Source organism: Sphingobacterium sp. 1.A.5 (genome assembly GCF_002734235.1).
GTDB classification, from domain to species: Bacteria; Bacteroidota; Bacteroidia; order Sphingobacteriales; family Sphingobacteriaceae; genus Sphingobacterium; species Sphingobacterium daejeonense.
This window is the reverse complement of the sequence record NZ_PEBA01000023.1, coordinates 177636-203458: the sequence shown is the minus strand read 5'-3', so window position 1 is coordinate 203458 and position 25823 is coordinate 177636. Positions and strand designations below refer to the sequence as shown.

General features: G+C 34.3%; 26 protein-coding genes. 7 read left to right on the top strand and 19 right to left on the bottom strand.

Annotated elements, in window-relative coordinates; genetic code table 11:
* Position 1 precedes the first annotated feature (1 nt).
* Positions 2-328 (top strand): hypothetical protein, encoded by a 327-nt coding sequence (locus CRT24_RS11405; protein WP_099371361.1) that lies wholly within the window; start codon positions 2-4, stop codon positions 326-328.
* Between the two features lie 224 nt (positions 329-552).
* Here the strand turns inward: CRT24_RS11405 and CRT24_RS11400 are convergent, their stop codons facing one another.
* Complete coding sequence (locus tag CRT24_RS11400; protein ID WP_099371360.1) at positions 553-1620, bottom strand: nitronate monooxygenase family protein; 1068 nt, start codon at positions 1618-1620, stop codon at positions 553-555.
* A gap of 163 nt (positions 1621-1783) precedes the next feature.
* On the opposite strand from CRT24_RS11400, the gene CRT24_RS11395 reads away from it, so the two are divergent.
* On the top strand, positions 1784-2743 hold the full coding sequence (locus CRT24_RS11395; RefSeq protein ID WP_099371359.1) for a hypothetical protein: 960 nt from the start codon (positions 1784-1786) through the stop codon (positions 2741-2743).
* Between the two features lie 27 nt (positions 2744-2770).
* Here CRT24_RS11395 and CRT24_RS11390 read toward each other — a convergent pair whose 3' ends face one another.
* From CRT24_RS11390 to CRT24_RS11355, 8 genes are all read right to left on the bottom strand, one after another.
* Positions 2771-3454, bottom strand: coding sequence for a lycopene cyclase domain-containing protein (locus tag CRT24_RS11390; RefSeq protein ID WP_099371358.1), 684 nt, complete (start codon positions 3452-3454; stop codon positions 2771-2773).
* Positions 3451-3918: a sterol desaturase family protein gene (locus CRT24_RS11385; protein WP_099371357.1), complete on the bottom strand. Its 468-nt coding sequence runs from the start codon at positions 3916-3918 to the stop codon at positions 3451-3453. The genes CRT24_RS11390 and CRT24_RS11385 overlap by 4 nt, the downstream gene beginning before the upstream one ends.
* Positions 3919-3932: 14 nt before the next feature.
* Positions 3933-4385 (bottom strand): hypothetical protein, encoded by a 453-nt coding sequence (locus tag CRT24_RS11380; protein WP_099371356.1) that lies wholly within the window; start codon positions 4383-4385, stop codon positions 3933-3935.
* On the bottom strand, positions 4385-5221 hold the full coding sequence (locus CRT24_RS11375) for a phytoene/squalene synthase family protein (RefSeq protein WP_099371355.1): 837 nt from the start codon (positions 5219-5221) through the stop codon (positions 4385-4387). Before CRT24_RS11375 ends, CRT24_RS11380 begins: the two co-directional genes overlap by 1 nt.
* A gap of 6 nt (positions 5222-5227) precedes the next feature.
* Positions 5228-6712, bottom strand: coding sequence for an NAD(P)/FAD-dependent oxidoreductase (locus CRT24_RS11370; protein WP_099371354.1), 1485 nt, complete (start codon positions 6710-6712; stop codon positions 5228-5230).
* A gap of 21 nt (positions 6713-6733) precedes the next feature.
* Entirely contained in the window at positions 6734-7399 is a 666-nt protein-coding gene (locus CRT24_RS11365) for a MarR family winged helix-turn-helix transcriptional regulator (protein WP_099371353.1), read from the bottom strand.
* A gap of 164 nt (positions 7400-7563) precedes the next feature.
* Entirely contained in the window at positions 7564-8859 is a 1296-nt protein-coding gene (locus CRT24_RS11360) for a voltage-gated chloride channel family protein (protein ID WP_257214026.1), read from the bottom strand.
* Positions 8860-8924: 65 nt separating this feature from the next.
* Positions 8925-9956: a tetratricopeptide repeat protein gene (locus tag CRT24_RS11355; RefSeq protein WP_099371352.1), complete on the bottom strand. Its 1032-nt coding sequence runs from the start codon at positions 9954-9956 to the stop codon at positions 8925-8927.
* 150 nt (positions 9957-10106) lie between these two features.
* Here CRT24_RS11355 and CRT24_RS11350 point away from each other — a divergent pair, with 150 nt between their 5' ends.
* Positions 10107-10889, top strand: a complete 783-nt coding sequence (locus tag CRT24_RS11350; RefSeq protein ID WP_099371351.1) for an NIPSNAP family protein — start codon at positions 10107-10109, stop codon at positions 10887-10889.
* Positions 10890-10947: 58 nt separating this feature from the next.
* On the opposite strand, the gene CRT24_RS11345 is transcribed toward CRT24_RS11350, so the two are convergent.
* The 3 genes from CRT24_RS11345 to CRT24_RS11335 form a co-directional block, all read right to left on the bottom strand.
* Positions 10948-11856 (bottom strand): NAD(P)/FAD-dependent oxidoreductase, encoded by a 909-nt coding sequence (locus CRT24_RS11345; protein ID WP_099371350.1) that lies wholly within the window; start codon positions 11854-11856, stop codon positions 10948-10950.
* A gap of 131 nt (positions 11857-11987) precedes the next feature.
* Entirely contained in the window at positions 11988-12425 is a 438-nt protein-coding gene (locus CRT24_RS11340; RefSeq protein ID WP_099371349.1) for a carboxymuconolactone decarboxylase family protein, read from the bottom strand.
* A gap of 91 nt (positions 12426-12516) precedes the next feature.
* Positions 12517-13098 carry a Crp/Fnr family transcriptional regulator gene (locus CRT24_RS11335; RefSeq protein ID WP_099371348.1) on the bottom strand — a complete coding sequence of 194 codons (582 nt, stop codon included), beginning with the start codon at positions 13096-13098 and terminating at the stop codon, positions 12517-12519.
* 187 nt (positions 13099-13285) lie between these two features.
* Between CRT24_RS11335 and CRT24_RS11330 the strand changes: the two genes are divergently transcribed.
* Complete coding sequence (locus tag CRT24_RS11330) at positions 13286-13816, top strand: hypothetical protein (protein ID WP_099371347.1); 531 nt, start codon at positions 13286-13288, stop codon at positions 13814-13816.
* A 72-nt stretch (positions 13817-13888) separates the two neighbouring features.
* Here CRT24_RS11330 and mgrA read toward each other — a convergent pair whose 3' ends face one another.
* Positions 13889-14917 carry an L-glyceraldehyde 3-phosphate reductase gene (mgrA, locus tag CRT24_RS11325; protein WP_099371346.1) on the bottom strand — a complete coding sequence of 343 codons (1029 nt, stop codon included), beginning with the start codon at positions 14915-14917 and terminating at the stop codon, positions 13889-13891.
* 171 nt (positions 14918-15088) lie between these two features.
* Here mgrA and CRT24_RS11320 point away from each other — a divergent pair, with 171 nt between their 5' ends.
* Positions 15089-15691, top strand: a complete 603-nt coding sequence (locus tag CRT24_RS11320) for a DUF2306 domain-containing protein (RefSeq protein WP_099371345.1) — start codon at positions 15089-15091, stop codon at positions 15689-15691.
* Positions 15692-15722: 31 nt separating this feature from the next.
* Positions 15723-16451, top strand: coding sequence for a hypothetical protein (locus tag CRT24_RS11315; protein WP_099371344.1), 729 nt, complete (start codon positions 15723-15725; stop codon positions 16449-16451).
* A 161-nt stretch (positions 16452-16612) separates the two neighbouring features.
* Here CRT24_RS11315 and CRT24_RS11310 read toward each other — a convergent pair whose 3' ends face one another.
* Positions 16613-18187 (bottom strand): RagB/SusD family nutrient uptake outer membrane protein, encoded by a 1575-nt coding sequence (locus CRT24_RS11310; protein WP_099371343.1) that lies wholly within the window; start codon positions 18185-18187, stop codon positions 16613-16615.
* A gap of 43 nt (positions 18188-18230) precedes the next feature.
* The gene (locus CRT24_RS11305; protein WP_099371342.1) at positions 18231-21215 is read right to left on the bottom strand and encodes a SusC/RagA family TonB-linked outer membrane protein; all 2985 of its coding nucleotides are present in this window, start codon (positions 21213-21215) and stop codon (positions 18231-18233) included.
* Between the two features lie 378 nt (positions 21216-21593).
* Here CRT24_RS11305 and CRT24_RS11300 point away from each other — a divergent pair, with 378 nt between their 5' ends.
* Positions 21594-22436: a response regulator gene (locus tag CRT24_RS11300; protein WP_099371341.1), complete on the top strand. Its 843-nt coding sequence runs from the start codon at positions 21594-21596 to the stop codon at positions 22434-22436.
* 14 nt (positions 22437-22450) lie between these two features.
* Here the strand turns inward: CRT24_RS11300 and CRT24_RS11295 are convergent, their stop codons facing one another.
* The 4 genes from CRT24_RS11295 to CRT24_RS11280 all read right to left on the bottom strand — a co-directional run bounded on the left by CRT24_RS11295 (position 22451) and on the right by CRT24_RS11280 (position 25721).
* Positions 22451-22810, bottom strand: a complete 360-nt coding sequence (locus CRT24_RS11295) for a DUF2200 domain-containing protein (protein ID WP_099371340.1) — start codon at positions 22808-22810, stop codon at positions 22451-22453.
* Between the two features lie 123 nt (positions 22811-22933).
* Positions 22934-23848 carry an NADP-dependent oxidoreductase gene (locus CRT24_RS11290; RefSeq protein WP_099371339.1) on the bottom strand — a complete coding sequence of 305 codons (915 nt, stop codon included), beginning with the start codon at positions 23846-23848 and terminating at the stop codon, positions 22934-22936.
* A 75-nt stretch (positions 23849-23923) separates the two neighbouring features.
* Complete coding sequence (locus CRT24_RS11285; protein ID WP_180269120.1) at positions 23924-24667, bottom strand: CPBP family intramembrane glutamic endopeptidase; 744 nt, start codon at positions 24665-24667, stop codon at positions 23924-23926.
* Between the two features lie 172 nt (positions 24668-24839).
* On the bottom strand, positions 24840-25721 hold the full coding sequence (locus CRT24_RS11280) for a macrolide 2'-phosphotransferase (protein WP_099371337.1): 882 nt from the start codon (positions 25719-25721) through the stop codon (positions 24840-24842).
* Positions 25722-25823: the final 102 nt, after the last annotated feature.

Below are 25823 nucleotides of genomic sequence, written 5' to 3'. Positions count from 1 at the left end.
TATGTCAACCTTACAAAATAATACTTTCAGCAATCAACAACTGTTGAACAATAATGTAGATTCTTACGACCCAACCATGTCGAATTATATTAATACGATTGTTGCCTATAATTTTTTGCAAGAAAAATATCTCGAAGATCTGAGTTCTCCTTCTGAAAAAATAAAAGAACAATCAGAACAGAAATGGAATAATATTAAGGTTCAGCTTGAGAACAACATTAGAACCATTTATAATAGGTTGGATCAAGAAAACAGTCGCTTTTTAGAAGATGCCAAGCAAATTCTCGAAAAGACAATAGGATTAAAAAATCAATCTTCAATTGCTTAATATGTAAACATTCAATATGGAATAGAGCGTAATTTAAAACCAATCAATCATAGTTTTTATTTATCTAAAATCACACTAATTGTTAAACCCTATATTCTTCTCTCCACATTCAAGGAAAAAAACTTGAAAATTTGGAATGTTTGGGTATTTCAAATAAGCATCACAGATGTTTATTGATTAAGTTTAGTTAATAAAGTCTTCGGCCGCTCGACTGAAGGCTTTTTTTATTTGTCCATTTCATTGACAATGTTTTCAATAACTTCATTGACGTGATGATATTTTAATAGGGGAGCAGCTTGGCCAGCCCAAAAAGACTTAAAATCAGGATTTGATTCCGTATTCGCGGGATATGCTCCAAGTTTACCAACAATCTTCCCTTGCAATGGATAAGGAGCAACTGAATTCTGATAATCTTTTAGTTCTTCTGTTAATCGATTTCTGAGTCCTCGAGATAATCTACCTGTAAACAATTTAGTTAAAGTTGTATAGCGTGCGTCAGTTGAAAACAATTTTTTTCTATGTATATTACTTGTGCCTGATTCCTCCGTCGCTAGGAATGCTGTACCTATCTGTACAGCGTCTGCTCCCAAAGCAAAAGCTGCCTTAACTCCTCGAGCATCAACTATTCCTCCAGCAGCAATGATAGGGATTTTTACATGGTCAGCAACTTGAGGTATTAAAGAAAAAGTCCCTACCAAGGAATTTTCTGGCTTATCCAAGAATGAAACTCTATGACCTCCAGCATCAATACCAGTAGCTACAACAGCATCTATACCAGCGTTTTCAATCGCTATAGCCTCATCTAATGTGGTTGCAGCACCAATTGTCTTAATGTTCAATTGCCTACATTTTTCCAAAATGTCTTCAGAGGGAATCCCAAACACAAAACTGAAAACTGCCGGCTTTACTTCAAAAATTGCCTCTATTTGATTCTCAAAGGTGGGGCTTTCAGGTAAAGGATATGTAGGTGGTTCGGCGCCAACTTCATCAAAGTAAGGTTGGAATATCTTGATGATATCAGTTAAGCTTTGTTCATTGAAATTCATCGTTTCTGGGTCCACATCGTTAACCCACAAATTCAGGTTGAAAGGCTTTGAAGTTTCCTTTCTAATATTGTTTGATATCTCTATAATCTCATGGGCATAAAAGGGTTGACACCCATATGAACCCAATGCTCCTGCATTTGAAACAGCTGTTGTTAAAGTTATTGAAGAAATTCTTCCCCCAAATGGTCCTTGAACTATTGGAAGATCAATATTTAAAAGATCGGTAAGCTTCGTGTCTTTCCACATAGCAATTAGTTTTACATTAAATTTAACAGGATTAGAAGAAATACAAAAATCCTTAAGGTCAAAATTACAAAGAGCTGATTAATAGAGAGGATAAAGGGTGGACAATTGATGTTTTTTATTAAAAATAAATATGCATTTTCTCAATGATTTTCATCATTAGATTATGAAACCATTATTAATTATTGCACAATTATTATTTTGTTTTGCTGTGTATCCTCAACAAGACTCATTAATAAAAGAATTAGATAAACAAGTAATTTCAGAATTCAATGATTCATTATTAGTTAATTATAGATTTTCAGCTGGTATTACAATTGATAAAGAAGGAATAGTTTCAATGGATTCAGCGACCGATTTATGGGAAAGAAATCAAAAGGAAAAATTGTTGAAAATTTTTAAGGACTACTCAAATAAACTTTTAAAAAACCATTTGCACCACTTTAGTTTTATTTGGGATTATGGCAAGCTTCATTTTAGCCATTCTTATTCAGAAATTGATACGGTTGATAATAAAATATATTCATTTGGTCCACATGAGTATTTTCCTAGTTATAAAGGAGGAATGAATATATTTTTAAATAAATTAATTTCCGCCCTTCATCAAAATATAGATTCCACACAAATTAAAAATTGGTATGATCCCATAGAGATTCTGGTTGATACGAAAGGAGGTACAAGATTTTTAAATAATAAGGACAATGAGCTAATTCCAATATTAGATACTTTGATTTTCGATAAATGGATGCCTGCAATATATTATGCTTCAGGCTTAATAAATACGGTGATAAAAATTAAAATCTTAGATAAAAATTGGATATTAAATAATAAAATAGATGCYAATTATAATATGCAATTTTTGTCATATGCATTTGTCTTAAATGAATTTTTTAAAGATAAACCAGTTTATTTTTCAAATTCACCGAAAAATAATGGCAAAACATTAATTTCAATGATGGTTGATCATTCGAATAACAAATTAAGTGATCCATTAATTCACAAAGGTGACCCAATAGAAGGAAAAGAACTTATTGAGTTTGTCCTTAAGTTGAGCAATAATGAAAGAGGAATACCCAACGAAGATTTCTATAATTTTCACAGAATGTATTTTTATCTCGAAAATTAAATTTTTGTAATTTTTTATATTAACGCCTCAATCTTTAATTTCAAATTTTTTGAAGAAAAAGAGAACCAACAAAAACTGACTATATCCATAAACAGCATCTTCTATCGGAATGGTTAGCATTCGAATTCCTAGAAAATCATTTGGGTTATAATTTACGATAGGGGATTCAAGCCCTGTACCAGTTAAAACTCCATTCACAGGGAAAAATCCTAACATTAATATCGTGAATACTAAGGAGGCTTGTCCAATCCATTTTACTCGAACTATAAAATGCAAATATATTAATGTGAAGATAGTTACAATAGCTGTTATTAGGGTATATATTTTATCGTAATGAAGCAGTGCTATCAAAGAACAAACAATGATACTTACAAAAACAATAATATTGTTAAATGCTGATGTCCATTCTAATTTGAAGAATTTGTCAATGCAGAAATAAGTGAAAATGCAGGAGAAAGGAATAAAGATAAAAAACAAACATTCTTCTAAAGGCAAGGGGCCAATGTTTAATCCGATTGTATAATTTTCATTGAACCACCAAACTCCATGGTTTGTAAACCATATATCCCATGCAATAAATGGTATAGCTACAATTATAGCTGCTTTCAAAAAGGGTATAAACTGTTTGTTGAATTTTATTCTTTTATCAAAAGATGCTATAAAACAAATGATGACCGTGAAAAATAATATTAATAAATAAGTGTATTTCATGAGTTATCAGTTTTGTTCTTATACATTTGGAAATACTTTATTGGTACATATAAAAACCCGAAGCATTCTCCATCTTCTTTTCCAAGATGCTTATGGTGCTGTTTATGAGCTCTTCTTAAAGCCAAAAAATATGGGTTTTTGGTATGGCTGAAAATTTTAAACCGTTGGTGGATAAAGATATCATGAACAAAAAAATAGGCAATACCGTATAGCATAATACCTAGTCCAATAAAGAATAAGTAATTGTAATTATCCAATGATCCAAAATACATCAATGCGATAGTCGGTAAAGCAAATATGACAAAGAAATAATCATTTTTTTCCATAACCGTTGTATTGCTATGGTCATGATGATCTCTATGTAGATACCATAAAAATCCGTGCATAATATATTTATGAATGATCCATGTCGCACCTTCCATCAAAATAAAGGTCAAAATCAATATGAATATGTTTAAAATCATGGTATTACAATTTATTAATCACCGACTGAAAATAACTCGTTGATATTATTTCGGACTATTGCTGAACTGATTGCCTTCTGATTGGATTTTATAAACTCCTTATCTGAATTAATGTTCGAATTATACCCTAAAAATGAAGGGGCATTTTTTTGAATCGATAATCGAATAAACCTGAGTTCAACTTTCTCGGGATCTAATTTAATCGCCTTTTCAATATTATTTTTTCCCTCCTTAAAAGTCTTGAGCTTATTTATTGGATTAAAAACATGATTTGCCCAAATAGTTTGCAACCCGCCTAAATAACCCAAATTGATCGGACTATCATTTTTTTTCTTCAATTCGGAAATCATTCTTGAACATAATTGCTTGTCTTTAATCGAAGCAGTATAATTTGTCCTGACAAAATCAATATCAACACCATTAATATTAAAACTGATCAAGAATAACAGTATCGAGATCATTTTCATTATAAAAAAGCTGTTTTATATCTCAAATAACTCTTCAAAGCAACATAAGCTTTTTGGGTATTCGGAATCCGAGTTCTACTCTGGAGTATTTCTTGAGATGATTTACTCTTAATCTTCTCAAACAAAGAAAGGTAGTATTTGTAGGCAAGATAAACTCCAAATATCGATGAGCTTGGCAACTTCTTGATCCCAATAAAAGCTTCTTTAAATTCCAGTTCAATTTCTTTTTCAATCTTACTTTTTATATCGTTGTCAAAAATGCTCATATCGATATTTGGGAAATAACTCCTTCCCAATATTTGATAATCGTCCTTAAGATCTCTTAGGAAATTTACTTTTTGAAATGCTGAACCTAATTTCATGGCATAAGGTTTTAACTCTTCATAGCGTACTTTATCACCTTCTGTAAAAACCTGTAGACACATTAGACCCACTACTTCAGCAGAACCATAAATATATTCATCATAGAGCTCCGAGTCATAAGTGATTTTTTGAAGGTCCATTTCCATGCTATGTAAAAACCGTTCGATTAAATATTGGTCAATTTTATAATGATTGACAGTTTCTTGGAAAGACTGTAAAATAGGATTCAAAGAGATTCCTTCTTGAAGAGCATGGTCGGTCTCGATCCTTAACCTTCGTAATAGCTTCTCTTTGTCATATCCATGAAAACTATCTACTATCTCATCGGCTAAGCGAACATAACCATAAATAGCATAGACAGCCTTACGAATTGATGGACTTAAGGCCAATATTCCTAAAGAAAAACTAGTGCTATATTTTTCTGTTGTTTTTTTGCTAACCTCATAGGCCAACTCATCAAATAGTTTTTTCATAGTTTTTTATCTAAGATTATTAACTTCTTTTGCTACAATATTTCCTGAAATAATAGATGGAGGAACGCCGGGACCTGGTACTGTCAACTGACCTGTGTAAAATAAGTTCAGAACTTTCTTGTTCTTGATTTTTGGTTTTAAAACAGCAGTTTGACTTAAGGTATTTGCCAAACCATAAGCATTTCCGCCAAATGCATTATAATCATGTATAAAATCACTGACACAATAACTTCTCTTATAGATTATTTTGGAGGCCAAATCTTCGACTCCAGCATGGCTTTCAAGCCTTGAAATCATTTCAAATAAATATTTTTCTCGAGTTTCTTCAGAATCTTCGATATGAATCGCCAATGGCATCAACAGAAATATGTTTTCACATCCCTCAGGCGCTACATTCGGATCAGTCTTTGAAGGACAACAACAATAAAACAATGGATTTTCTGGCCACTTTTTCTCACCATAAATGGTTTCAATATGCTCATTCAGATCGTGTTCAAAAAATAACGTATGATGTTTTAAGGACGGGATTCTTTCATTAATTCCGAGATAATAAATCAAACAGGAGGGAGCAAAGGTTTTACTTTGCCAATAATCTTCTCTGTAATTCCGAAATTCCTGTGGCAGTAAAGATTCTGTATGATGATAATCTGATGAGGAGATGATAACATCAAAACTTTGCCTTACACCATTTATGGTTAAATAGGAAACATTGTTTTCTTCTACATCAATTTTTTCTACCGTTTGGCTGAAGTGAAATTTGGCGCCTTGATGTTCTGCCACTGTCTTCATAGCTAAAACTAACTGATAAAAACCGCCCATCGGATAATGAGTGCCAAGTGCATACCCTCCATAATTCATTAAACTATAGAGAGCAGGTATATTTTTTGGAGATGCTCCTAAAAAGATCACCGGAAATTCCATGATAGTCCTTAGGTTTTGGTTGGTAAAATATTTGGACACATACTTCCTGAAGTTTGTTAGAAGATCTAATTTTATAGCAGAGCTGGCTATTTCTGGACTTACAAATTCGAGCCAATTGTGACATGGTTTCCTAACAAAATCCCGCATTCCAACTTCATATTTGAATTTCGCAGATTCCATGAACTTATCCAGCTGAGCTCCGGAACCAGCTTCTTGTTCTTCAAATAATTCCTTCAATTCATCGTACTTTTCTGGAATACAAATGCTTTGACTGTCAAACTTGATTTCAAATTGTGGATTTAAGGATACTAAATCTAGAAAATCAGTGGTCTTATATCCAAAATCAGAAAAGAAATCCTCAATAATGTCTGGCATCCAATACCAACTGGGTCCCATATCAAAAACAAAACCTTCGTCAGTGGTAAACTGCCTTGCACGTCCACCTGGCTGATCATGTTTCTCAAAAACATGAACTTCATGACCAGCTTGAGCAGTATAGGCAGCCGCCGATAAGCCCGAAAAACCAGAACCAATTATTGCAATCCTCTTTTTTGATTTATTATTCAACATTTCGATCTTGTATATCTGGATTTATGTATCCGCTTGTTTTTTCAAACCTTCCCTGAGCAAATCTTCTCCTTCGATGTTTTTATCATATATCTCTTTATGGAATACACTCAATTTATTTAATAACTGAATCAATGTCATTTTTTCTGAAAGGGTGAGGTCACCAGAAACAATTTTAGTAGCCTCTCTAATCTTTCCCATATGTTTCTCTAATTCATCTTTCCCAGCTTTTGTAATAAATATCAACTTGCTCCTTTTGTCCTTTTCAGATTCTACCTGATCTACCCATCCATGTTTGATTAACCTATTTATAATTTGATTACCCACAGGCTTTTCATGAACATTTTTACGTATTAGGTCCATTTTCGACATGGGACCAAAAGAATTTAGATTGATCAGATAAATAAAATCCTCCTGTCCTGAAAAATCAGACCCTTGAATAGCTGCTTTTGAATATGATTTGCCATATCTATTCATATGAACAATAAAAGTACTTATTACACTATCCGCACTTCTTCCATTTTTCTTACCTTCCCAATCCGGTTCTGATTCTTCAGTTGATCTCCTTTGAGTATCTGCAATCCACTCTTTAAATCCTTGGATATCATTTTGATAAAGAGCTGATTCTTTGCTTTCTTCTTCAAATTCTGCAATTAGCTCGACTAAATCTTTTAGAAAGTTGATTTCCATAAATATTTAATATAGTACAAATATAAACTAAAAATGTTTTAAATAATTTAAAAATAGTATAAAAGTATACTAAATAGTTCTTGGTTAATATTTTAATATGTATAAACCAAAAAAAGGGGAATACTTAAGTAACCCCTTTTAGTTCTTAAAAAAGAAACTGTACCTTACAAATCACTTATTCTTTTACCTTCTAGGCTAGAAAATCTGGGATTTTTGGCTTCTCCGATCTGCTGATTTTTATAAATACTTGTATTCCCAGATAACAAGTAGGATACTACGCATGCTATTGCCACATATACGCCACATTCTACACCAAACAGTTCGATTGCCATTATCGTACAGGCAATTGGAGTATTAGTTGCGCCAGCAAATACGGCTACAAAGCCCATTCCTGCCAGTAAAGCCAAAGGTAGAGGAATGAATAAGGCTAAAGCATTTCCTAAGGTTGCTCCAATAAAAAACAAAGGAGTGACCTCTCCACCTTTAAATCCTGCGGATAGGGTGATAATGGTGAAAATCATTTTTAAAGCAAAATCATAGGATGGCAATTGATTGGAAAATGACTCAACAATAACTGGTATTCCTAATCCTATATATTTTGAACTCCCCATCAAGAATACTGCAGCAGCAACGATAATACCGCCAACCACAGGACGCAATGGCGGATATTGGATTTTCGTTCTGAAGATATCAGATGTTTTATGCATTAATTTACTGAATGTTGATGCACAAATTCCGAAGATTAATCCAGCAATGATTGCATAGAGTAGGTTTGGAAGTGATAATTCAGGTACAAAATCAATATGATAATGGGTATGCTTTGCCTGCCATAATTTGGTGATCCAATCTGCAAATGCTGCGGTTAGGAATGCTGGAAAGATTGCATTATATCTTATTCTGCCCAGCAAAAAGAATTCCATTCCAAAAATTGCCCCTGCCAACGGAGTACCAAAGACAGAACCAAATCCACCGGCGACTGCAGCAATCAATAAAATCTTTCTATCCGATGAACTTAGCCTGAAAGGCTTTGAAAATTGATCCGCTATTGATCCCGCCATTTGAATAGCAGTACCCTCTCGTCCTGCTGACCCTCCAAATAAATGAGTAACAATTGTGCCTAAGTATACAAAAGGTGCCATCCTCAACGGAATAATGTCCTTAGGATGATGGATATTGTCGATGAGAAGATTGTTTCCAGCTTCTACATTTCTTCCATAATAGTGATAAAGTAGACCAATCAATAAACCCGCAACAGGTAAAAATGCAATCATCCAGATATGATCTTCCCGAAAATTTGTGACCCAATCCAAGGAGATCAAAAAACCAGCTGATGCAGAACCAATAAATGATCCAATGATCAGACTGAAGAGTGTCCATTTAAGGATATAAATCAATCCCGGATAATGTCGAAAGAAAAATCGTAAAGAAAGTTTAGATTTCTTAAAAGCTGATTTTTGCACGTTTGTTGAAATAGAATACCTGATAAATTTATAAAAATTTATCAATTAAGACCCTATCGACAATCTTATTTCGTCCTTTTGGCTAAGATTTCTTCAATCAATTTTTTGGCATCTTTTGAGACCTTTTGATAAGAATAATCATTTGTATATGCAATTCCTGAATTATATCTAGAAGTTACAGAATAAGTAGCACATAAATAATACAACATTTCACCATTTTCAGCAAAAGGAGAGTATTCAGACTGTACTCTAAAATCAAGTGTGCCATCAGGTTTTAAAATATAAAAACAATGCTTATTGTATATTTTAGTACTTTTCCCATCTTCATATCTTTCAAATGCTAAGATTTTCTTTCCAGCAATATTAAATTGCTCAACACAAAACATATCTTCTTGTTCAGTTCCTACAAGCAAACTGTCTGCATAAGCCTTGTAAATATTCTTTTTTAAGGGTTCTGCTTTCTCATATTCCTTCAGATGGTAATAACTTTGAATCAATTTGGATTGAGCAGTATAATCTTTCGGATTCATTTGAATTACATATTCGAAAAAAGGAATTGATTTTTCAAAATTGCCTTGTAATGATTCAAAAAGTCCCAAATTATAATTGTACATTAAATCCTCATCAGAACCTTTTTCAACATGTTTTAAGGCTTCTTGAGCTATATTTACCGCAAGGTCAAACTTCTCCATATCCACGAAAATCAGGCTAATTTCATTATATGCATAGAGGTCATTCGGGTCAAGCTCTATTGATTTTTGAAAGGATGTAATAGCTTCTGATGGTCTATGAATGTTCTTTAAAATAGTCCCTTTTAGAAAATGACTGGCTGAATTATCCTCCTTTTCTAATGCTAAATTTACAAGGCTTAGGGCTTTCTCATAATTTTCTTTAATCGAATGAGCGTATGCTATATAAAATAACGAACCAGCTTCTAGGTTCTCAAAATCCTTTGAATATTTAGCAATTATATCATCGTATTTTTCCCCAATAAAAAGCTTCTCTAATTCCTCAGTTCTTGAATCAGTTTCTTGAGCAATCAATAAATTAGAATGTACAAAGAAAAATAAGAGGAAAACATAAATTAATTTTCTCATAATCAGGGTTATTAATAATCAGATTGGTTCTTTACGTTAAAGATAATAAAAATAAATTGCTGGATTTTATAAATTTCCCTAACATTGTTAGGTGAAACCTAAGATAAAACACATTTATCTTGAATTCCACTAAACCTAAAATCAAAGTTTATGTTAAAAATTTCTTATACTCCATTAAGAATATTGATTCTATTCTTGTTCTTTTTCTGCGTTTCTACCTCTTATTCTATTTCAAAATCAGCTTACTTTCAACTTAAAGTATATCATTTTAAAAGTTTGGACCAAGAGCATTCCATTGATCAATATTTAGAAAAGGCATATTTACCTGCAATGCATAAATTGGGATTTAAGCATATTGCTGTTTTTAAACCCATTGAAAATAAAAATAATGAGGACAAAATAATCTATGTATTTACTTCAGCCAACGACCTTGAAAAGTTTGTCCATTTAGAGAAAAACCTATTAAAGGACAAACAATATCTGGAAGCAGGAAAATCGTACTTAGATGCATCTCATAGTAATCCTCCTTTTACGCGAGTCGAAACTATATGGATGCAAGCTTTTGAGGGCATGCCATTTATGGATATTCCTAAGCTAAAATCAAATAAAAATGAACGTGTATATGAATTAAGAAGCTATGAGGGACCAACCGAAAAATTATCCTTGAATAAAATATCAATGTTCAATGATGGTGAAATAGGTATTTTCAAAAAATTGAACTTCAATGCAGTTTTTTATGGGAAGGTGATAGCAGGTAGTACAATGCCAAATCTTATTTATTTGACAACCTTTGAAAACATGAAAGATAGAGATGAACATTGGAAAGCTTTTGGTCCTCTATATAAACCTATGGCAGAGATGCCTAAGTATCAAAATAATGTCTCAAAAAATGTAACAATCCTCTGTATCCCAGCTGACTATTCAGACATTTAAAATAAGTAAAAAGGCTGATTAAAGAATTAAATCGGCCTTATATATTTTAGTTCCATTTTTAAAACCTTTCAGCTGTCAACTCCATATTGACTATAGCGCCGGCAAAATTTCCTGTTGCTACAGCATTGGCTACGGATCTCATAGGACTTGAATTATCACCAATAGCAAAAATGCCTTGAACCGTTGTTTTATGGAAACTATCTACTTGAAGATACCCCAGGTCGGTCAATGCACAACCTAGTTGGTTAGGTATATTTGAATTTTGTTCAAATGGTACTGAAGAATAGATAACATCGAAAGCAATTTTACTTCCATCACTGAAAACTACATTTTTAATAATTCCCTCGGTTTGTTCCATTTCAACAACTTCTTTGTCGATTATTGAGATGTTGTGTTTTTTTAATTTTTTTAATTGTTCCGGGTTTAAAAAATTCTTCCCACCTGTAATAATGCTGATTTTATCAGTCAAATTGTTTACAAGTTGAGCAATATGAAACGCCTTTTCATTATCGATCATAATTCCAGTCTTTTTATCTCGGAACTCATATCCATGACAATAAGGGCAATGAATAACTGTCTTTCCCCAACATTCTGAAAAACCTTTGATGGAGGGAAGCAAATCTTTAATACCGGTTGCAAAAATCAATTTATTAGCATTATAAACTTCACCTGTGTCGGTAATGATTTCAAAATAATCATTAACTTTTCCACCTTCGGTCGCTAAAGAATTTTTTAAGTCAACCGTTTTGTATTTTAAAACCTGCTCCCTAGCTTTATCAGCAATTTCTTTTGGAACTATACCGTCCTGTGTTATGAAATTATGAGAATAGGGTGTATAGCGATTGCAAGGTAAACCACCGTCAAGTATTAAAACATTTTTTCTGGAACGTCCTAGGGACATAGCGGCTGAAAGTCCAGCATAACTTCCTCCAACTATAATGACATCATATTTATTATCCGTTTTCATATTGTGATTATAAATCAGTAATCAGACTAATGAGCTAAAACTTAACAAATATAGATATACAAATGTAAATGCTACTAAGTTGCGTTTAATAATATTGTCATAAAATAAAGCCTCATTATTGAAGCATTACTTTATTCAGGTAATTTCAGGGTGCTAATGGCTATTCTATTCCAACCGTTTATGGTAACCACTGCCATTATGATTTGCGCTATATAATTATCATCAAAGATTTTTTTTGCTTCATCATATGTTTTATCTGATAAACCATGTTTGTGGATAAAAGTAACCTCCTCAGTAATCGCTAGAATTATTCTTTCTTCTGATGAATAACTTTCTGTTTCTCGCCATGCATCCAATAAAAATAATCTTGCAGCTGTTTCACCATCTTTCAATGCATCCTGTGTATGCATATTGATGCAATAAGCGCAACCATTCATTTGAGACGCTCTAATTTTAATTAGGTGTAAATGTGTTTTGGAAAGCCCACAGCTATTTAAAAAGCTTTCTAAGGCAAGCATGCCTCTATAGGCTTTAGGTTCAAGATCCTGGATGTTTATTCTTTTGTTCATTGAATATTTTATTAAGTTCTTTTGTTTGATAAGTCAAAATTACAGGTAAATTAACAAAGAAAACTTAAGCCAGTTTAAGAATCCAGGCTAATTACTTTTTCCTTTTTTTAGCTTTGATTTCACTTAAATATTCTGGAGTCATATTTAAAAACGAGGCTAATAAATTCTGAGGAATTCTATTCGTGAATTCAGGGAAATTATCATTAAAATGATGATAGATATCTTCCCGGGAATAATTGAAAAGGTATTTAATCCGAAATTGTGAAGCTGCATAGGCTTTTTGATACAGTAATCTAAAGTATCGTTCTAATTTTGGAAATTTCAATAATAACTCTTCTTGATCCTTGTGGTCAAGAATTATTACCTCTGTTTTTTCGACAGCTTGAATAGAAAAATTTGCATTAGATTGATGTGAAAATGCATTGTAATCAGTAAGCCACCAATCCTCAATAGCAAACTGAATAGTCTGATCAATTCCCTTCTCATTGATATAGTATAATCTTAAACAGCCTGCCAAGACAAAATAATGATATTTACAGCGACTTCCTTCCAGTAATAAATGCTCTTTCTTGGAGAAAATTTTTGATTTGAAAAATTTATCCAACTCTTTTTCATCCTGTGAACTTAGTTCAATAAATTTTCTGAAATGACTAATAATTTTACTGGAATTCATGTAATCAAAAATGGATTTAATATGCAAATTAAGATAAAATAATGTGATGGTAGATAATTAGTAGATACATGTTTCGCCTTAGTAAACAGTTTGTAATGAAAAGTTGTTGTTAAATTAGACTGTTGTTAGGCATATTTGAAAATAACAAACCAGTAATTCCCATAAAGAAACATTAAAAATATTTACTATGGAAAACAGTAAAATTACAGAAGCAGAATTACGTGAATGGATCCAAAAATTAGATCTTCCACCAATTATATTAGAAATTTATAATGAGAAGATTAGTGATCCAGTTTTCAGGGAAGAATTAGGATATGATTATAGTAAACCTTATTCTATTCTGGACCTATCTCCCAATGAACAAGAACATTACAAATTAGATAGATATAAACCAATATTGGAAATAAGAGGATCGACGATCCTCGCATTTGATACTCATCGTAACGGATTTATATTATATTCATTGGAAGAAAACATTGAAGAACCTAATTGCTTTACTTGGGATGGTGCTTTTCTGGATGAAGTATCTTTTTGGTTTGAAAATGAGATGTCTGAAGAGGATATATTTCACCTAGGAAATTTACTCAACTTAAAATACACAGAGGAAATTATCGAAAGCTTGTCGGAAGCTGAAGACAATGATGAACTTAGCACCTTTGAGGAAAAGGATGAATGGATGGAAAAAGTAATTAAAGAGTTGAAATTAAGAATCGATTAATTGATAAAATTATTTATTGAGTAGGAACATAAGTCGTATGCATTGTATACGACTTATGTTTTTTAGAATTTTTTACAGTTCAGCTGATTGTTGCCAAATATTGATGCCAGCATCTTTTGCATATTGGTCAATCTGATGAAGCTCCTGCTCAGAGAATTCCAAATTCTTCAAGGCTCCAACGCAATCAACAACTTGTTCTGGCCTACTTGCTCCAATCAATGCGGAGGTTACACTTTTATTTTTTAAAACCCAAGATATGGCCATTTGTGCCAATGATTGCCCTCTTGATGAGGCAATTTCATTTAAAGACCAAATATTCTTGAGATTATCCTCTGAGAGAAATTCCTTACTCAATGATTTGTCCTGACTGGCACGGCTATCCGCAGGTACTTTATTCAAATATTTATTGGTCAGCATTCCCTGAGCAAGGGGAGAAAATACAATTGAACCTAAGCCCAAATTATCCAAAGTATCCAATAGGCCATCAGATTCTACCCAACGATTCAACATGGAATAGCTCGGTTGATGGATGATAAAAGGAGTTCCCAAAGACTTTAAAATATCATAAGCCTCTTTGGTTCTTTGAGAGTTGTAAGAAGATATACCAACATATAAAGCCTTGCCAGATCGTACAATTTGATCCAATGCCATCATAGTTTCTTCCAAAGGTGTATTGGGGTCGAATCGGTGCGAATAAAAAATATCAACATAGTCAACACCCATCCTCTTTAGAGACTGATCACAGCTTGCGATAACATATTTTCGGCTTCCCCACTCGCCGTAAGGTCCTGGCCACATGAGGTATCCTGCTTTTGAAGAAATAATAAGTTCGTCACGCAAGCCTGCAAACTGATCTTTCAAAATCCGGCCAAAGGCAAGCTCCGCACTGCCGGGAGGAGGGCCGTAATTATTGGCCAAATCAAAATGATTAATCCCCAAATCAAATGCAGTTGTGCAGATGTCCACTTTTTTTGAATGTGCTGTGTCATCCCCAAAGTTGTGCCACAACCCCAAAGAAATAGCAGGCAAACTTAATCCACTCTTGCCACAGCGATTATAGAGCATATGATCGTAACGGTCACTCTTAGCTTTCCAGTCCATATAGTTTAAATTGATTGAATTTAAAACCTGAAAATAATCATTATTGTTTTGGTTTCAACGATGCCAATATCATTTTATAATCTGCGAAAGGATTTTTAATCTAATTCTATTTATTAATGATTAATTTTAAGTGAGTTATAAAATAATCGTGATCTTATTGTTTTCTGAAAAATGTCTAGAAAAGTATTTTTTGTTCCCATTGCCATCATGGCAATTTTGATCGGTTTATATCCATTAATGTATGTATTTGTACCTCATCAATATACTTTTCTTGGAACAAAAATCTCTGAATTGTTAAAAGACAATCTATGGATGGCAGCATTCTATTTTCACATTGTTTTTGGTGGGTTGGCTTTATTGGTTGGATGGATTCAATTCCTTCCAAAAATTCGACTTAATAAACCTTTTATTCATCGAAATATCGGTTTGTTATATATACTTTCTGTTTTTACAAGTTCAATTGCAGGTATATATATGGGATTCTTTGCAAATGAAGGTGCTGTCGCATCATTAGGCTTTGTCATTTTGGGAATAATTTGGCTAGGAAGTACGCTACAGGCTTTCAACCAAATTAAAAAAGGCAGAATAAATTCACATCAAAAATGGATGATTTTTAGTTATGCTGCATGTTTTTCCGCTGTTACACTTAGAATCTATCTTCCATTATTAAATATTTCATTTGAACCTTCATCAGCTTATAAAATTGTGGCATGGTTATGTTGGGTTCCAAATATAATGGTTGCAGCTTTTATTAGCAGAAAATTGAAGCTGTAATAATAGGTTAAATCCCAAAAACTGATTTTTTATGGTAAAATTAATTCAACAGAGCATACTCTTATTTTTAATTCCTTTGGTTTTTCATTCTTGTGATTCAAATTCACAAAGGGGGTCGGATATTACAGGGAAAGATTCAATAAAGAAGGAAGAAATAGTTTCTGATACTTTAAATTCTATCAATAAAGATATTATTAAATATAATCTTACTGATAAAAGTGTTAGGGTACTTTGGCGTGAAACAAAATACAGTGAAGAATATAAGACTGATATCAATACGATTGTTTTGGATGAAAACTATCTAAGTACCATTTCTGAACCTGAAAAAGCTGTTCTCGGATTAGCATCAACATTTATAGGCAATGAATGTGAATGGGATGGGAAAGCGGATGAAAATAGAAGCAATTTAAAATGCAAGGTTTTGTGGGCCTTGAATTTAGGTTATCAATGTTCGCCAAGCCACTTGGATTTTTTAAGGAAATGGTTTCGCGGAGATAAAGAAATAATGGAAAGCCTGGAAGCATGTCCGACTATGCCTGATGGGGCAACTATACAAGATACTTTTGATGAAATAAATATGGATGTCAAAGGCAGTCAGATTATAATTTCATTTAAAGCGAGTGGATTTAATCTTAGAGAGGCTAGGGGATGGGACTGGACAGAAAAACATACTTATAAACTAGAGGGTGTCCAATTGTTGTTGGTAGATAAAGAAATAACCCCTAAAGTTCAAAAAACAATTGAGGTAGGAGAAGGCTAACTTAATTCTTCAAAACTAGAGTGTCATGAAAAAAGGGTCGACATTTTTGTCGACCCTTTACTTGATTTTCCATCAATAGAACTTATCTAGAACTATTGTCTTTGTCCATTGTCTTATGTCTCTTGTCTTGTGTCTTATGTCTCTTATCTAAATTTCCAACCTTAATACCCTTCATTTTGGGTTAAATTAGGGTTAACAGCGATTTGTTGACTTGGTATTGCAAAAACAAGGACTTTAGGGTCGTTTGTTACTTGTTTCTCTTGCCAAGGCTGCAAGAATTTTCCGAAACGGATTAAGTCTTGACGTCTCCATCCTTCCCAGTAAAGTTCTCTTGCACGCTCATCCAACAGATTGTCCAGCGTCAATGATGTAAATGCTGGTACGTTTCTATTGGCTCGGATAGAATTCACAAGTGTTAATGCTTCTGCAGGAGATCCTGTTCCGCCACGTAGTATGGCTTCAGCTTGCATCAATAATACATCAGCATATCTGAAAACTACCCAATCATTATTCCGTTGACCTGTTACAGCATAGTCAAAGGCATACTTCATAGGACGAATCCCTGCAGTTTCAAGTGTTGCCCCAGAAGTTCTGATAGTAACTGCTGCTGTAAATGAGAGCGGTGCCGACGACGGGTTACGAGCCATTAACGGTTGGTTGGTAGTCCAATTATATTGCTGACCTGCAAAGAAACCAACATTTTGTCTGTGGAAGTTTTTCTTTCTATTTGATGTTGTATCTGCTGGATAATCATAATAAATACCTCTGCGCTCGTCAGTGGCACTGAATTTATCATAATAATCCGAGAGAGTGCACCATCCGTTCCAGCCTCCTGGCCTCATATTATAATGAGCAATCGTGTTCCAGGTACGATCTACATTACCGCCACGTTCGCCATTTTTATTGAATAGGGTGAATATGTTTTCTGTGGATTTTGCATCGTTGTCAGGCGCAAAATTATCGAAATACTTGCCTTTTGCAGCAACACTGTATTTTCCAGATGCTGTAATCTCCTTGGCCAAAGAAATTACTTTATTCATGTCCTCAGCCGGATAAGTAGGAGCCTGTCTGTTTAAAAAGGTTCCTTTGTTCAGGTATACCTTCATCAACAAGGTTTTCGCAGCATTTTTGTTCGCAATATATGCTGCATTCGGCCCATTGTCGGGTAGACTGGCTATAATTTCTTCCAAGTCCTTGATAATATAATCCATTGCAGCCTGAGGTTGCAAAACTTCTGGAGCTATACGGAAATCTTCAAATGATTCTCCTTCCCTCAAAGGCACAACACCCCATAAATCTAACATGTCAAACATGGTCAATGCTCTCAAAAATCGAGCTTCAGCCGCCTGTTGTGCACTAGGATTGAATTGCAGAACATTAGTAGCATTGAAAATCGCACTCCCTAAACTAACAAAGGTGTTGTTCATATAACCGTTGTCGGCATTCCAAGTGTGTAGATGTATAGCACGGTGCATACCGTTATCATCCCAGTCACCACCTCTTGTAGGTGCCATCGCTGCATCAGTGGAAATCTCCTGCAATACCCAACGCTGCTCCTGTTGGTATGGTGTATTCAATGAATTATAGGCCGTGATCAATAATCCCGCAGCATCTACATTCGAAGCATCTCCTTCCTCCAACTCGCTATTAAATTCCTCATTAAGCTTTGTACAGGAAATTGTACCTCCCATTAGGGTTCCCGCTAAAGCTAAATATAATATTGATTTTAATTTCATCTGTCTAAATTTTTTAATGATCAAATACGTTGATATCTACGGATTAAAGTGAAAAATTCACACCCAACAGAATGTTCCTCGATGGTGGGTAAGGTAAATACTCAATACCTAAAGATGGAATTCCATTGGTTGCTCCATCTGTATTCACTTCAGGATCGAAACCAGTGTATTTTGTTATAATAAACAAGTTCTGGCCTGTCAATGAAACATTGAAGTTTTTGAATGTTTTCCCGATATCTCCAACACGATAACTCAATGTTAAGTTTGCCAATTTCAGGTAATCACCTTTTTCCAAGAACCTTGTGGATGGTGCCGCAGAATTAGATGTGGATTCTTTAACCGACGTGTCAAAAAACTGACCTCCAATATTTCGCGAAGACAGGTTACTGATACCTAAAACGGTCGCTGCCGTATTATTGAATAAATAATGACCCATTGCACCGTTCATATTAGCAGATAGCGTAAAGTCTTTATAACTTACGTTAGTTGATAATCCCAATAATGTGGTTGGGTTAGGGCTATTGGCATAAAATTTATTGATGGCAGGGTCATTTTCCGTGCTAGAACTACCGTCTAGACCTCGGTACATACTCATACCAGTCGTAGGGTCAATACCTGTATATTCTGCCAAATACCATACATTCAACGGTTGACCGTTAACCATACGTTGACCTAATACTCCTGAAAACCCTTGACCTCTCAAGGCACCTGTTTCATAGTAGCCTATCAATCCACTTACATTGTTTTTTAAGAAAGTCGCATTTGCTGTTAAATCCCAAGTCCAATCTGTATTGTTGATGATAGTTCCGGTCAACGCAATTTCAACACCTTTGTTTTCAATCTCTCCATCCAAATTCACCCAAATACGTCCGCCTGGTGCTGGTTGTGCCAACGTTTGTTCAAACAAAGCATCCGTTGTTTTCTTGTTGAAATAATCAATGGATCCATATAAACGGCTCTTAAGAATGGCAAAATCAATACCCGCATTGATAGTAGATGAGGTTTCCCATTTCAAGTCATCATTACCGTAATTGACCTGACTAACACTTTGATTTCCAAATACCAACCTGTTCAATGAAGCTCCTGATGGGAATTCTTGGTTACCAGTCATACCCCAACCTAAGCGGATTTTTAATTGATCAAAAATTTCATTCGATTCCATGAAATCTTCCTCGGCAATATTCCATGCTAACGCTAGAGAAGGGAAGATGGCGTATTTATTGTTCTTACCAAATTTAGTTGAACCATCTCTACGAACTGTGGCTGTCAATAAATATCGGTCTTTATAGTTGAATCCTCCACGTAAAAACATGGATTGAAGTTCATTCTTTGGACTTCGGTAAGATGAAATATCACGTGTCGAAACTGGAGAATATTGCAAATAATCAAAATAATCTAATCCCAAATATTTAAATCCACCTCCAAAGGTCATGTTGTTTCTGTAATTGAAATTCAAATATTCATAACCTATTAATGCATTAACGTTCCAATCTTCATTGATTTGTTTATTATAAGATAGGGTATGCGTCATTTGCAAATTCGTCTCATTGTTGTTGGAAATAAATGCTTGTTCATTCTCCGCCGCAGATGGGTCGATCAATCCTGAACGATACATACCTTCACGACTACCTATTTGGCGCATTGCACTATAAATAAAGCGATATTCCAAATCATCAGTGATCTTATAGTATGGAGCTACATTGACAACGAAAGTATTGGTTGTTGCTTGATCCTTGAATGCATCAATACTTGTCAATGGGTTTCTTGTTGTCGTACTCACAAAAGTATTATTACCTTGATCGTCCTTTAATGGACGGGTTGGATTCCATTGCATTGCTTGAGAGATCACATTACCTTCTGATCCTACCATTGCATTGATAGGTGCATATCGGTTATCCAATTGTGTTAGGAACAATGAAAAATCCAAGCCTAATCTTTTGTTTTCCAAAAAGTTAAAGTTACCGGTGAAGTTTCCAGTATATTTTTTCAATTGAGAGCCATTGATGACACCATTTTGATTTAAATAACCACCTGAAAGCCTATATTTTCCGTGATCTGTACCTCCAGAAACATCTCCATAATAGTTTTGGGTAAGGGCTTGACGGGTGATTGCTTTAAATGCATCCTCATTACCTCCAAAATCTGCCTCTGCGATTTCGCCTGGTGTGTAATATTGCAATGCCTCTCTGAATCTTGCAGCATCTAGAACATCAGGATATTCACGCATTCCTGAAATACCAGCCGATGCACCAATTTGAATAACCGGTGATCCTGCATTTCCTTTTTTAGTTGAAATAATTACAACCCCATTGGCACCACGTGAACCATAAATTGCAGTTGCAGAAGCATCTTTTAAGATGTCCATGCTTGCAATGTCACTAGGATTTAAATATGTCAATGGATTGCCTCGGTCAGAAGAAAATCCGCCACGACCTTCAGGAAGAGGGGAGTTTCCTGCCATTGGGACACCATCTAATACGAACAAAGGGTTGTTACTCGCACGGATTGACGAGTTACCCCGGATACGAACTGTGGCCGCGCCACCTGGTTGACCAGTATTATTGATCACCATAACACCTGGCGTTTTACCCTGAATCAATTGATCTGGTGCTGTCATCAATCCTTTGTTAAAGTTTTTTGCCTGAATGGTTACCATGGATCCTGTCAGGTCTTTCTTCCTGGCAGTACCATAACCGATAACAACGACCTCATCAAGACCTTGGTCATCTGAAGCTGCAAGTTGTACATTGATATTTCCATCGGTAATGGCAACATCCTTGGTCTGGTAACCTATAAAGGAAACTTCTAAGGTTGTTGCGGTTTCAGGCACCACCAATGTAAATGATCCATCGGTAGCTGTTGTGGTTGCAACGTTCGTACCCTTAACCTTGACTGTAGCACCTGTTAATGGGCTGCCGGTGTCATCCTGAACCGATCCATTAAGAGTTTTCTGCTGTGCAAAAACTGGCATGGAAACGATTAGGGCCATAAGAGTAAGGACGTACATTTTAAGTAATGTCTTTTTCATACAATTAGAATCTAATGTTTTAAATGAATGGTTTATAGAATTGGGTAGGATAATAAAATCCTGAAAATTTTGCTTTTAATTAAAGCACTTTCGTAATGCGGATCTCCATGAAGTGAAGCTCCAAACATGGTCGAACTGGGTAGTCTTTTTCATATTTGTTTAGTTTTTGGTTATTTATATATATAAAAATCAACAAATATGTTACAATCAAGAAATCAAATGGTCTCAATCTTATATCAAACCGTATCATTGGGAACGGTGTCGGTAAAAATCTACTTAATTAGTATTTTTTATTACGTGGTTAAACATCTTTACTAAAGGTTTTAGAATTAATTTGTATTTTACAGTAACCTTATAAGCATACATTAAACTTACGTTATGGATTCAGCTCTTAATTCAAATTTTATATACCTATCCAACCAAAACTTAGAAAAAAATAAAGTGCAGTTCCCGGCAATTTGTTCCAATTTGGATGCCTCAAATCCGACCATACTTTTAGTAGAAAATGATAAGGAGTTATTGGCATATTTGAATAAGGAATTAAAGGTGGATTATGCTATTTTGAGAGCTAGTAACAGAGAAGAGGCGCTCGAAATTCTTAATCAACAAGAAGTTCATTTGGTATTGTCGGAAATCAAGATTCCCGATTTGGATGGGATACTTCTGTGTAGGCAAATCAAAAGCGACCCCCAGTTAAGTCATATACCCGTTATCTTCATGTCATCACAGTATGGAATTGAATTGAAAATTTTAGGTCTCAATAACGGCGCTGATATTTATATTGAAAAACCATTCTCCCTGGAATTCTTAAAAGCTCAGATACAGAATATCCTCCTTAACAGACAGAAAATAAAAAATTTTTTCACAAACACCAGAAATAACAAATCCAAAAAGAACGACCAAATTTCAACAGACCACTTTATGGATAAGTTGAATTTATTGATAGAAGAGAATATTTCAATGATGGATATTACGGTAAACCTTCTGGCAAGACTGATGAATGTGAGTAGACCAACCTTATATAGAAAGGTAGAGAAATATTCCAGCCTTAAGCCTAATGAATTGATCAGGCATGCAAAATTAAAAAAGGCAGCCGAATTACTTCAAACAAAGAAATATACCGTGACCCAAGTTTCTTCTATGGTTGGTTATTCGGTTCAATCTAATTTTTCCAGAGATTTCAATAAATACTTTGGTGTAAGGCCAAGTGTTTACCTTTAAGCCTAGCTGAAGAATTATTTTCTCAAAATCTTTTCCATAGATTTGCCTTTAGCCAACTCGTCAATAAGTTTGTCTAAATACCTTAACTTTTGCATGAGTGGTTCTTCGATGTTTTCAACTCGGTATCCACAAATTACCCCAGTTATAAGTGAGGCATTCGGATTAAAACGGGGAGCATTATTATAGAAATCTTCGAAATTGGTCTTATCTTCCAATATTCTCTTGAGATCATTTTCATTGTATCCAGTTAACCAAAAAATGATTTCATCAACTTCTTCCTTGGTCCGACCTTTTTTTTCAGCCTTAGCAATATAATGGGGATAGACCCCCGCAAAGGACATTTTATAAACTCTTTCGTTAGCGCCTGCTTTCATGGTATGATTTTTTAAACGAATAAAAATACAAAAAAGGTTGATGTCTCCATCAACCTTCATATGCTATATTTTCTCATTATTTTATTCAGATTTTATCTTTTTGAACTACATTCATATTCCTGTCTAGAATGATAGCACTGTTTTTCCTTTGGTGTGACCTTCCAAGACTTTGCTATATGCGTCACTTGCATTTTCAAATGGAAATACGCTATCAATTTCCCAATTGAAAGTGCCACCTTCAATACCATCAACTACATGTTGAAGGTTTTTAGGATTGCGTTTCACCCAAATCGGAATAACCCTATCCGAAGAAGTTTTCTTTCCAGCGATTGTACTGATTATACCATCTTTTTTAACGGTCGCCAATGAAGTTTGCGTAGCTTCTTCAGTTCCCGCCATATCTACAGCTGCATCAATTGGTTCTGGATGGGCAGCTTGGATTCTATCGATCAATCCCTCACCGTATTCGATAGCTATTGCTCCAAGGCCTTGAACATATTCTAAGTTTCTTTTTGAAGAAGTTCCTATAACTTCAATTCCTCTTTCTTTGGCTAGTTGGACCGTAATTGAACCAACACCACCAGAAGCACCATGTATCAACAGGGATTTAACAGGACCAATTTCATCCAAAATCGTCATCGCAGTCTGTGCAACCCCAGGAATTGAACCTGCCACTTCCCAAGAAATATTCTCAGGCTTACGGATTAAATTGCCAATAGGCACATCGATGATCGTGGCATGGGTGAAACTTCCGCCAGAACCTAATACTGCATCACCAATTTTACAACCCTCAGCATTCTGACCGACAGCTATAATTTCACCGCTGAATTCAGTTCCAAATGTTTGTGGTAATCCTGCATGTTTGAATTCACCAGTCATTCTGCGTGCATCAATTGGGTTGATACCGGCAGCCTTCGTCCGTATCCTCGCAAAACCTTCCGGTAAAGACTCTAATTTATATTCTTGAATTTCCAAAACTTCAGATGGACCGTAGGATTTTGCTAATAGAATTTTTGTAGTATGATTGTTAGTTTTCATATTGCTTTTTTTTGTTGAGACAAAACTAAAGATACTGTAAAGAAAGATTACTATGACTTACTTTTTGGTTACCGGTTACTTCAAGGTAACCTTGTCTATAATCGTAAATTCTTCATCCATTATTTTCAGAAATTCATCCTTGTGAATTCCTGCTTCTGATTTTAATTGAATATTTAGGAACTGATCATTTACATGATATACTCCTTTTCCATAAATACTATCAACTATGACCTGCAAAGGGAATTGTTTGATGTCAATATTATAGATGGTGTCCTGCTGTTTATCAATATCAAATTTATCAATATATCGATCTCTAAATGGAGTACAATCAACTTTTAATTCTATATTGTTTTTTTTATACTCTATAACTGGGTTCATTAAATAAGTGGCTGTAACCCCGAAAGTTAAAATTGAAAGATTCCATAGAGCATGATAAAAGATTGAATATCGGAAACCCAATCTAACTCGAATATATGCTAATATAAATCCAATTATTATTTGAGGTAGTACGATGATTAAGGCAACCGAATAGAAGATCCAGCTGTCGTTCATATAGTTCTCTAAATGAATAAGTCCAAAAATCAAAGTACTGCTGTATACTATCCATCTGAATCTCTTTCTCCAATTATTTCTAGAAATGAAATTGTCATAAAACCTTTTGTATGACAGAAAATATCTAAAAATAAATTCTTCAATTAGTGGAGCAAATATTCCAATAGCTATTATAACACCAACTGGCGATTCAAATAATAAATCCGGATGATTTATTAATGGCACCAAAAAATCAATGTAATATAATAAAGGAAGAATAAGAACCATTATAGCTATATTAAACAGAAATAAGCTGAAAAATATTTTAGAGACTGTATTTTTTGTTAATGGTCTTAATTTATGATCCGATGGGTTTTTAATGAATTGTAAAAAGTGGTAAATAATCCTTAGCATATAATTGGTTTGTGATGGAAGATATGAAATAAATTTGAAATCAAATTTATACTCCCAACATTTCTTTTGCTCCTTTTATATGAAAATCATTTTTTGTTTCCACGGCGAAAAATCCATAAGCTAGGGCGGTGGCCGCGGCTCTTTCGACCGATTGTTCATAGAGATGTTCCCAAGTTTGACCGCCAAGTTTCTTGTATTCTTCAATCAACAGTTTTAAGCTCTCCTCCCCAAAAACCTTTAAATGACCAGAAAAATCCATTGCTATATCACCCATATGTGCAGTAGTCCAATCAATAATACCGGAAACTTCATTTTTTTCATTGGTTAGGATATGGCCCGCATAGAGATCAGCATGGATAAATTTTGAGAATGCTGGCCAAAGACGTTCATTGTCAAGCCAATTCTTATACCGTGTTTCCAACTCATTTGAAATACCGATTTCAGCTTTTACAAGCTTAAGTTGATCTTCGATTTCTTTTCTGATTTCTGAGCTAGATTTTATCTTTAATTCCTTTTCTTTCACTTCAGATTCAGAAATGCCATGAAGTTCTAAAAGTACCTTTGCTAGAGAAGGAACATAATTGGGACTTTCTTTGTCCAAATTCCAAGTCACTTCATAAGTATTGGCATCGAAAGTTAAAGCAGGTTTATCTGTAAGAAGGGGGTAAGCTATCAATTCATGGTTTGCAATCCTCCAATCAGGTACCTCTACTGATAGATGTTTTTTTACTAGATCCAAAATATGCTTTTCTTCCTCAATTTGAACAGACATATCCTCCCGTCTAGGAATCCGGAGGATCCATTTTTGACCGTTAATATCTGTAACCATTCCAACCCTAAAGTCGATTCCCATATCATTGAAGGTAATATCATCTGTTATTACAAGACCATGTTTTTCAGTAAGGTTTTGAATTTCTTCTCTAGTCATAATTTTTTGATGGTTGTTGTATTATATCCTTCGATTTTAGATAAATCTTTCAATTTATCGTAACCTATTTAATATAAAACAATAAAAATAAATTTATCTTGA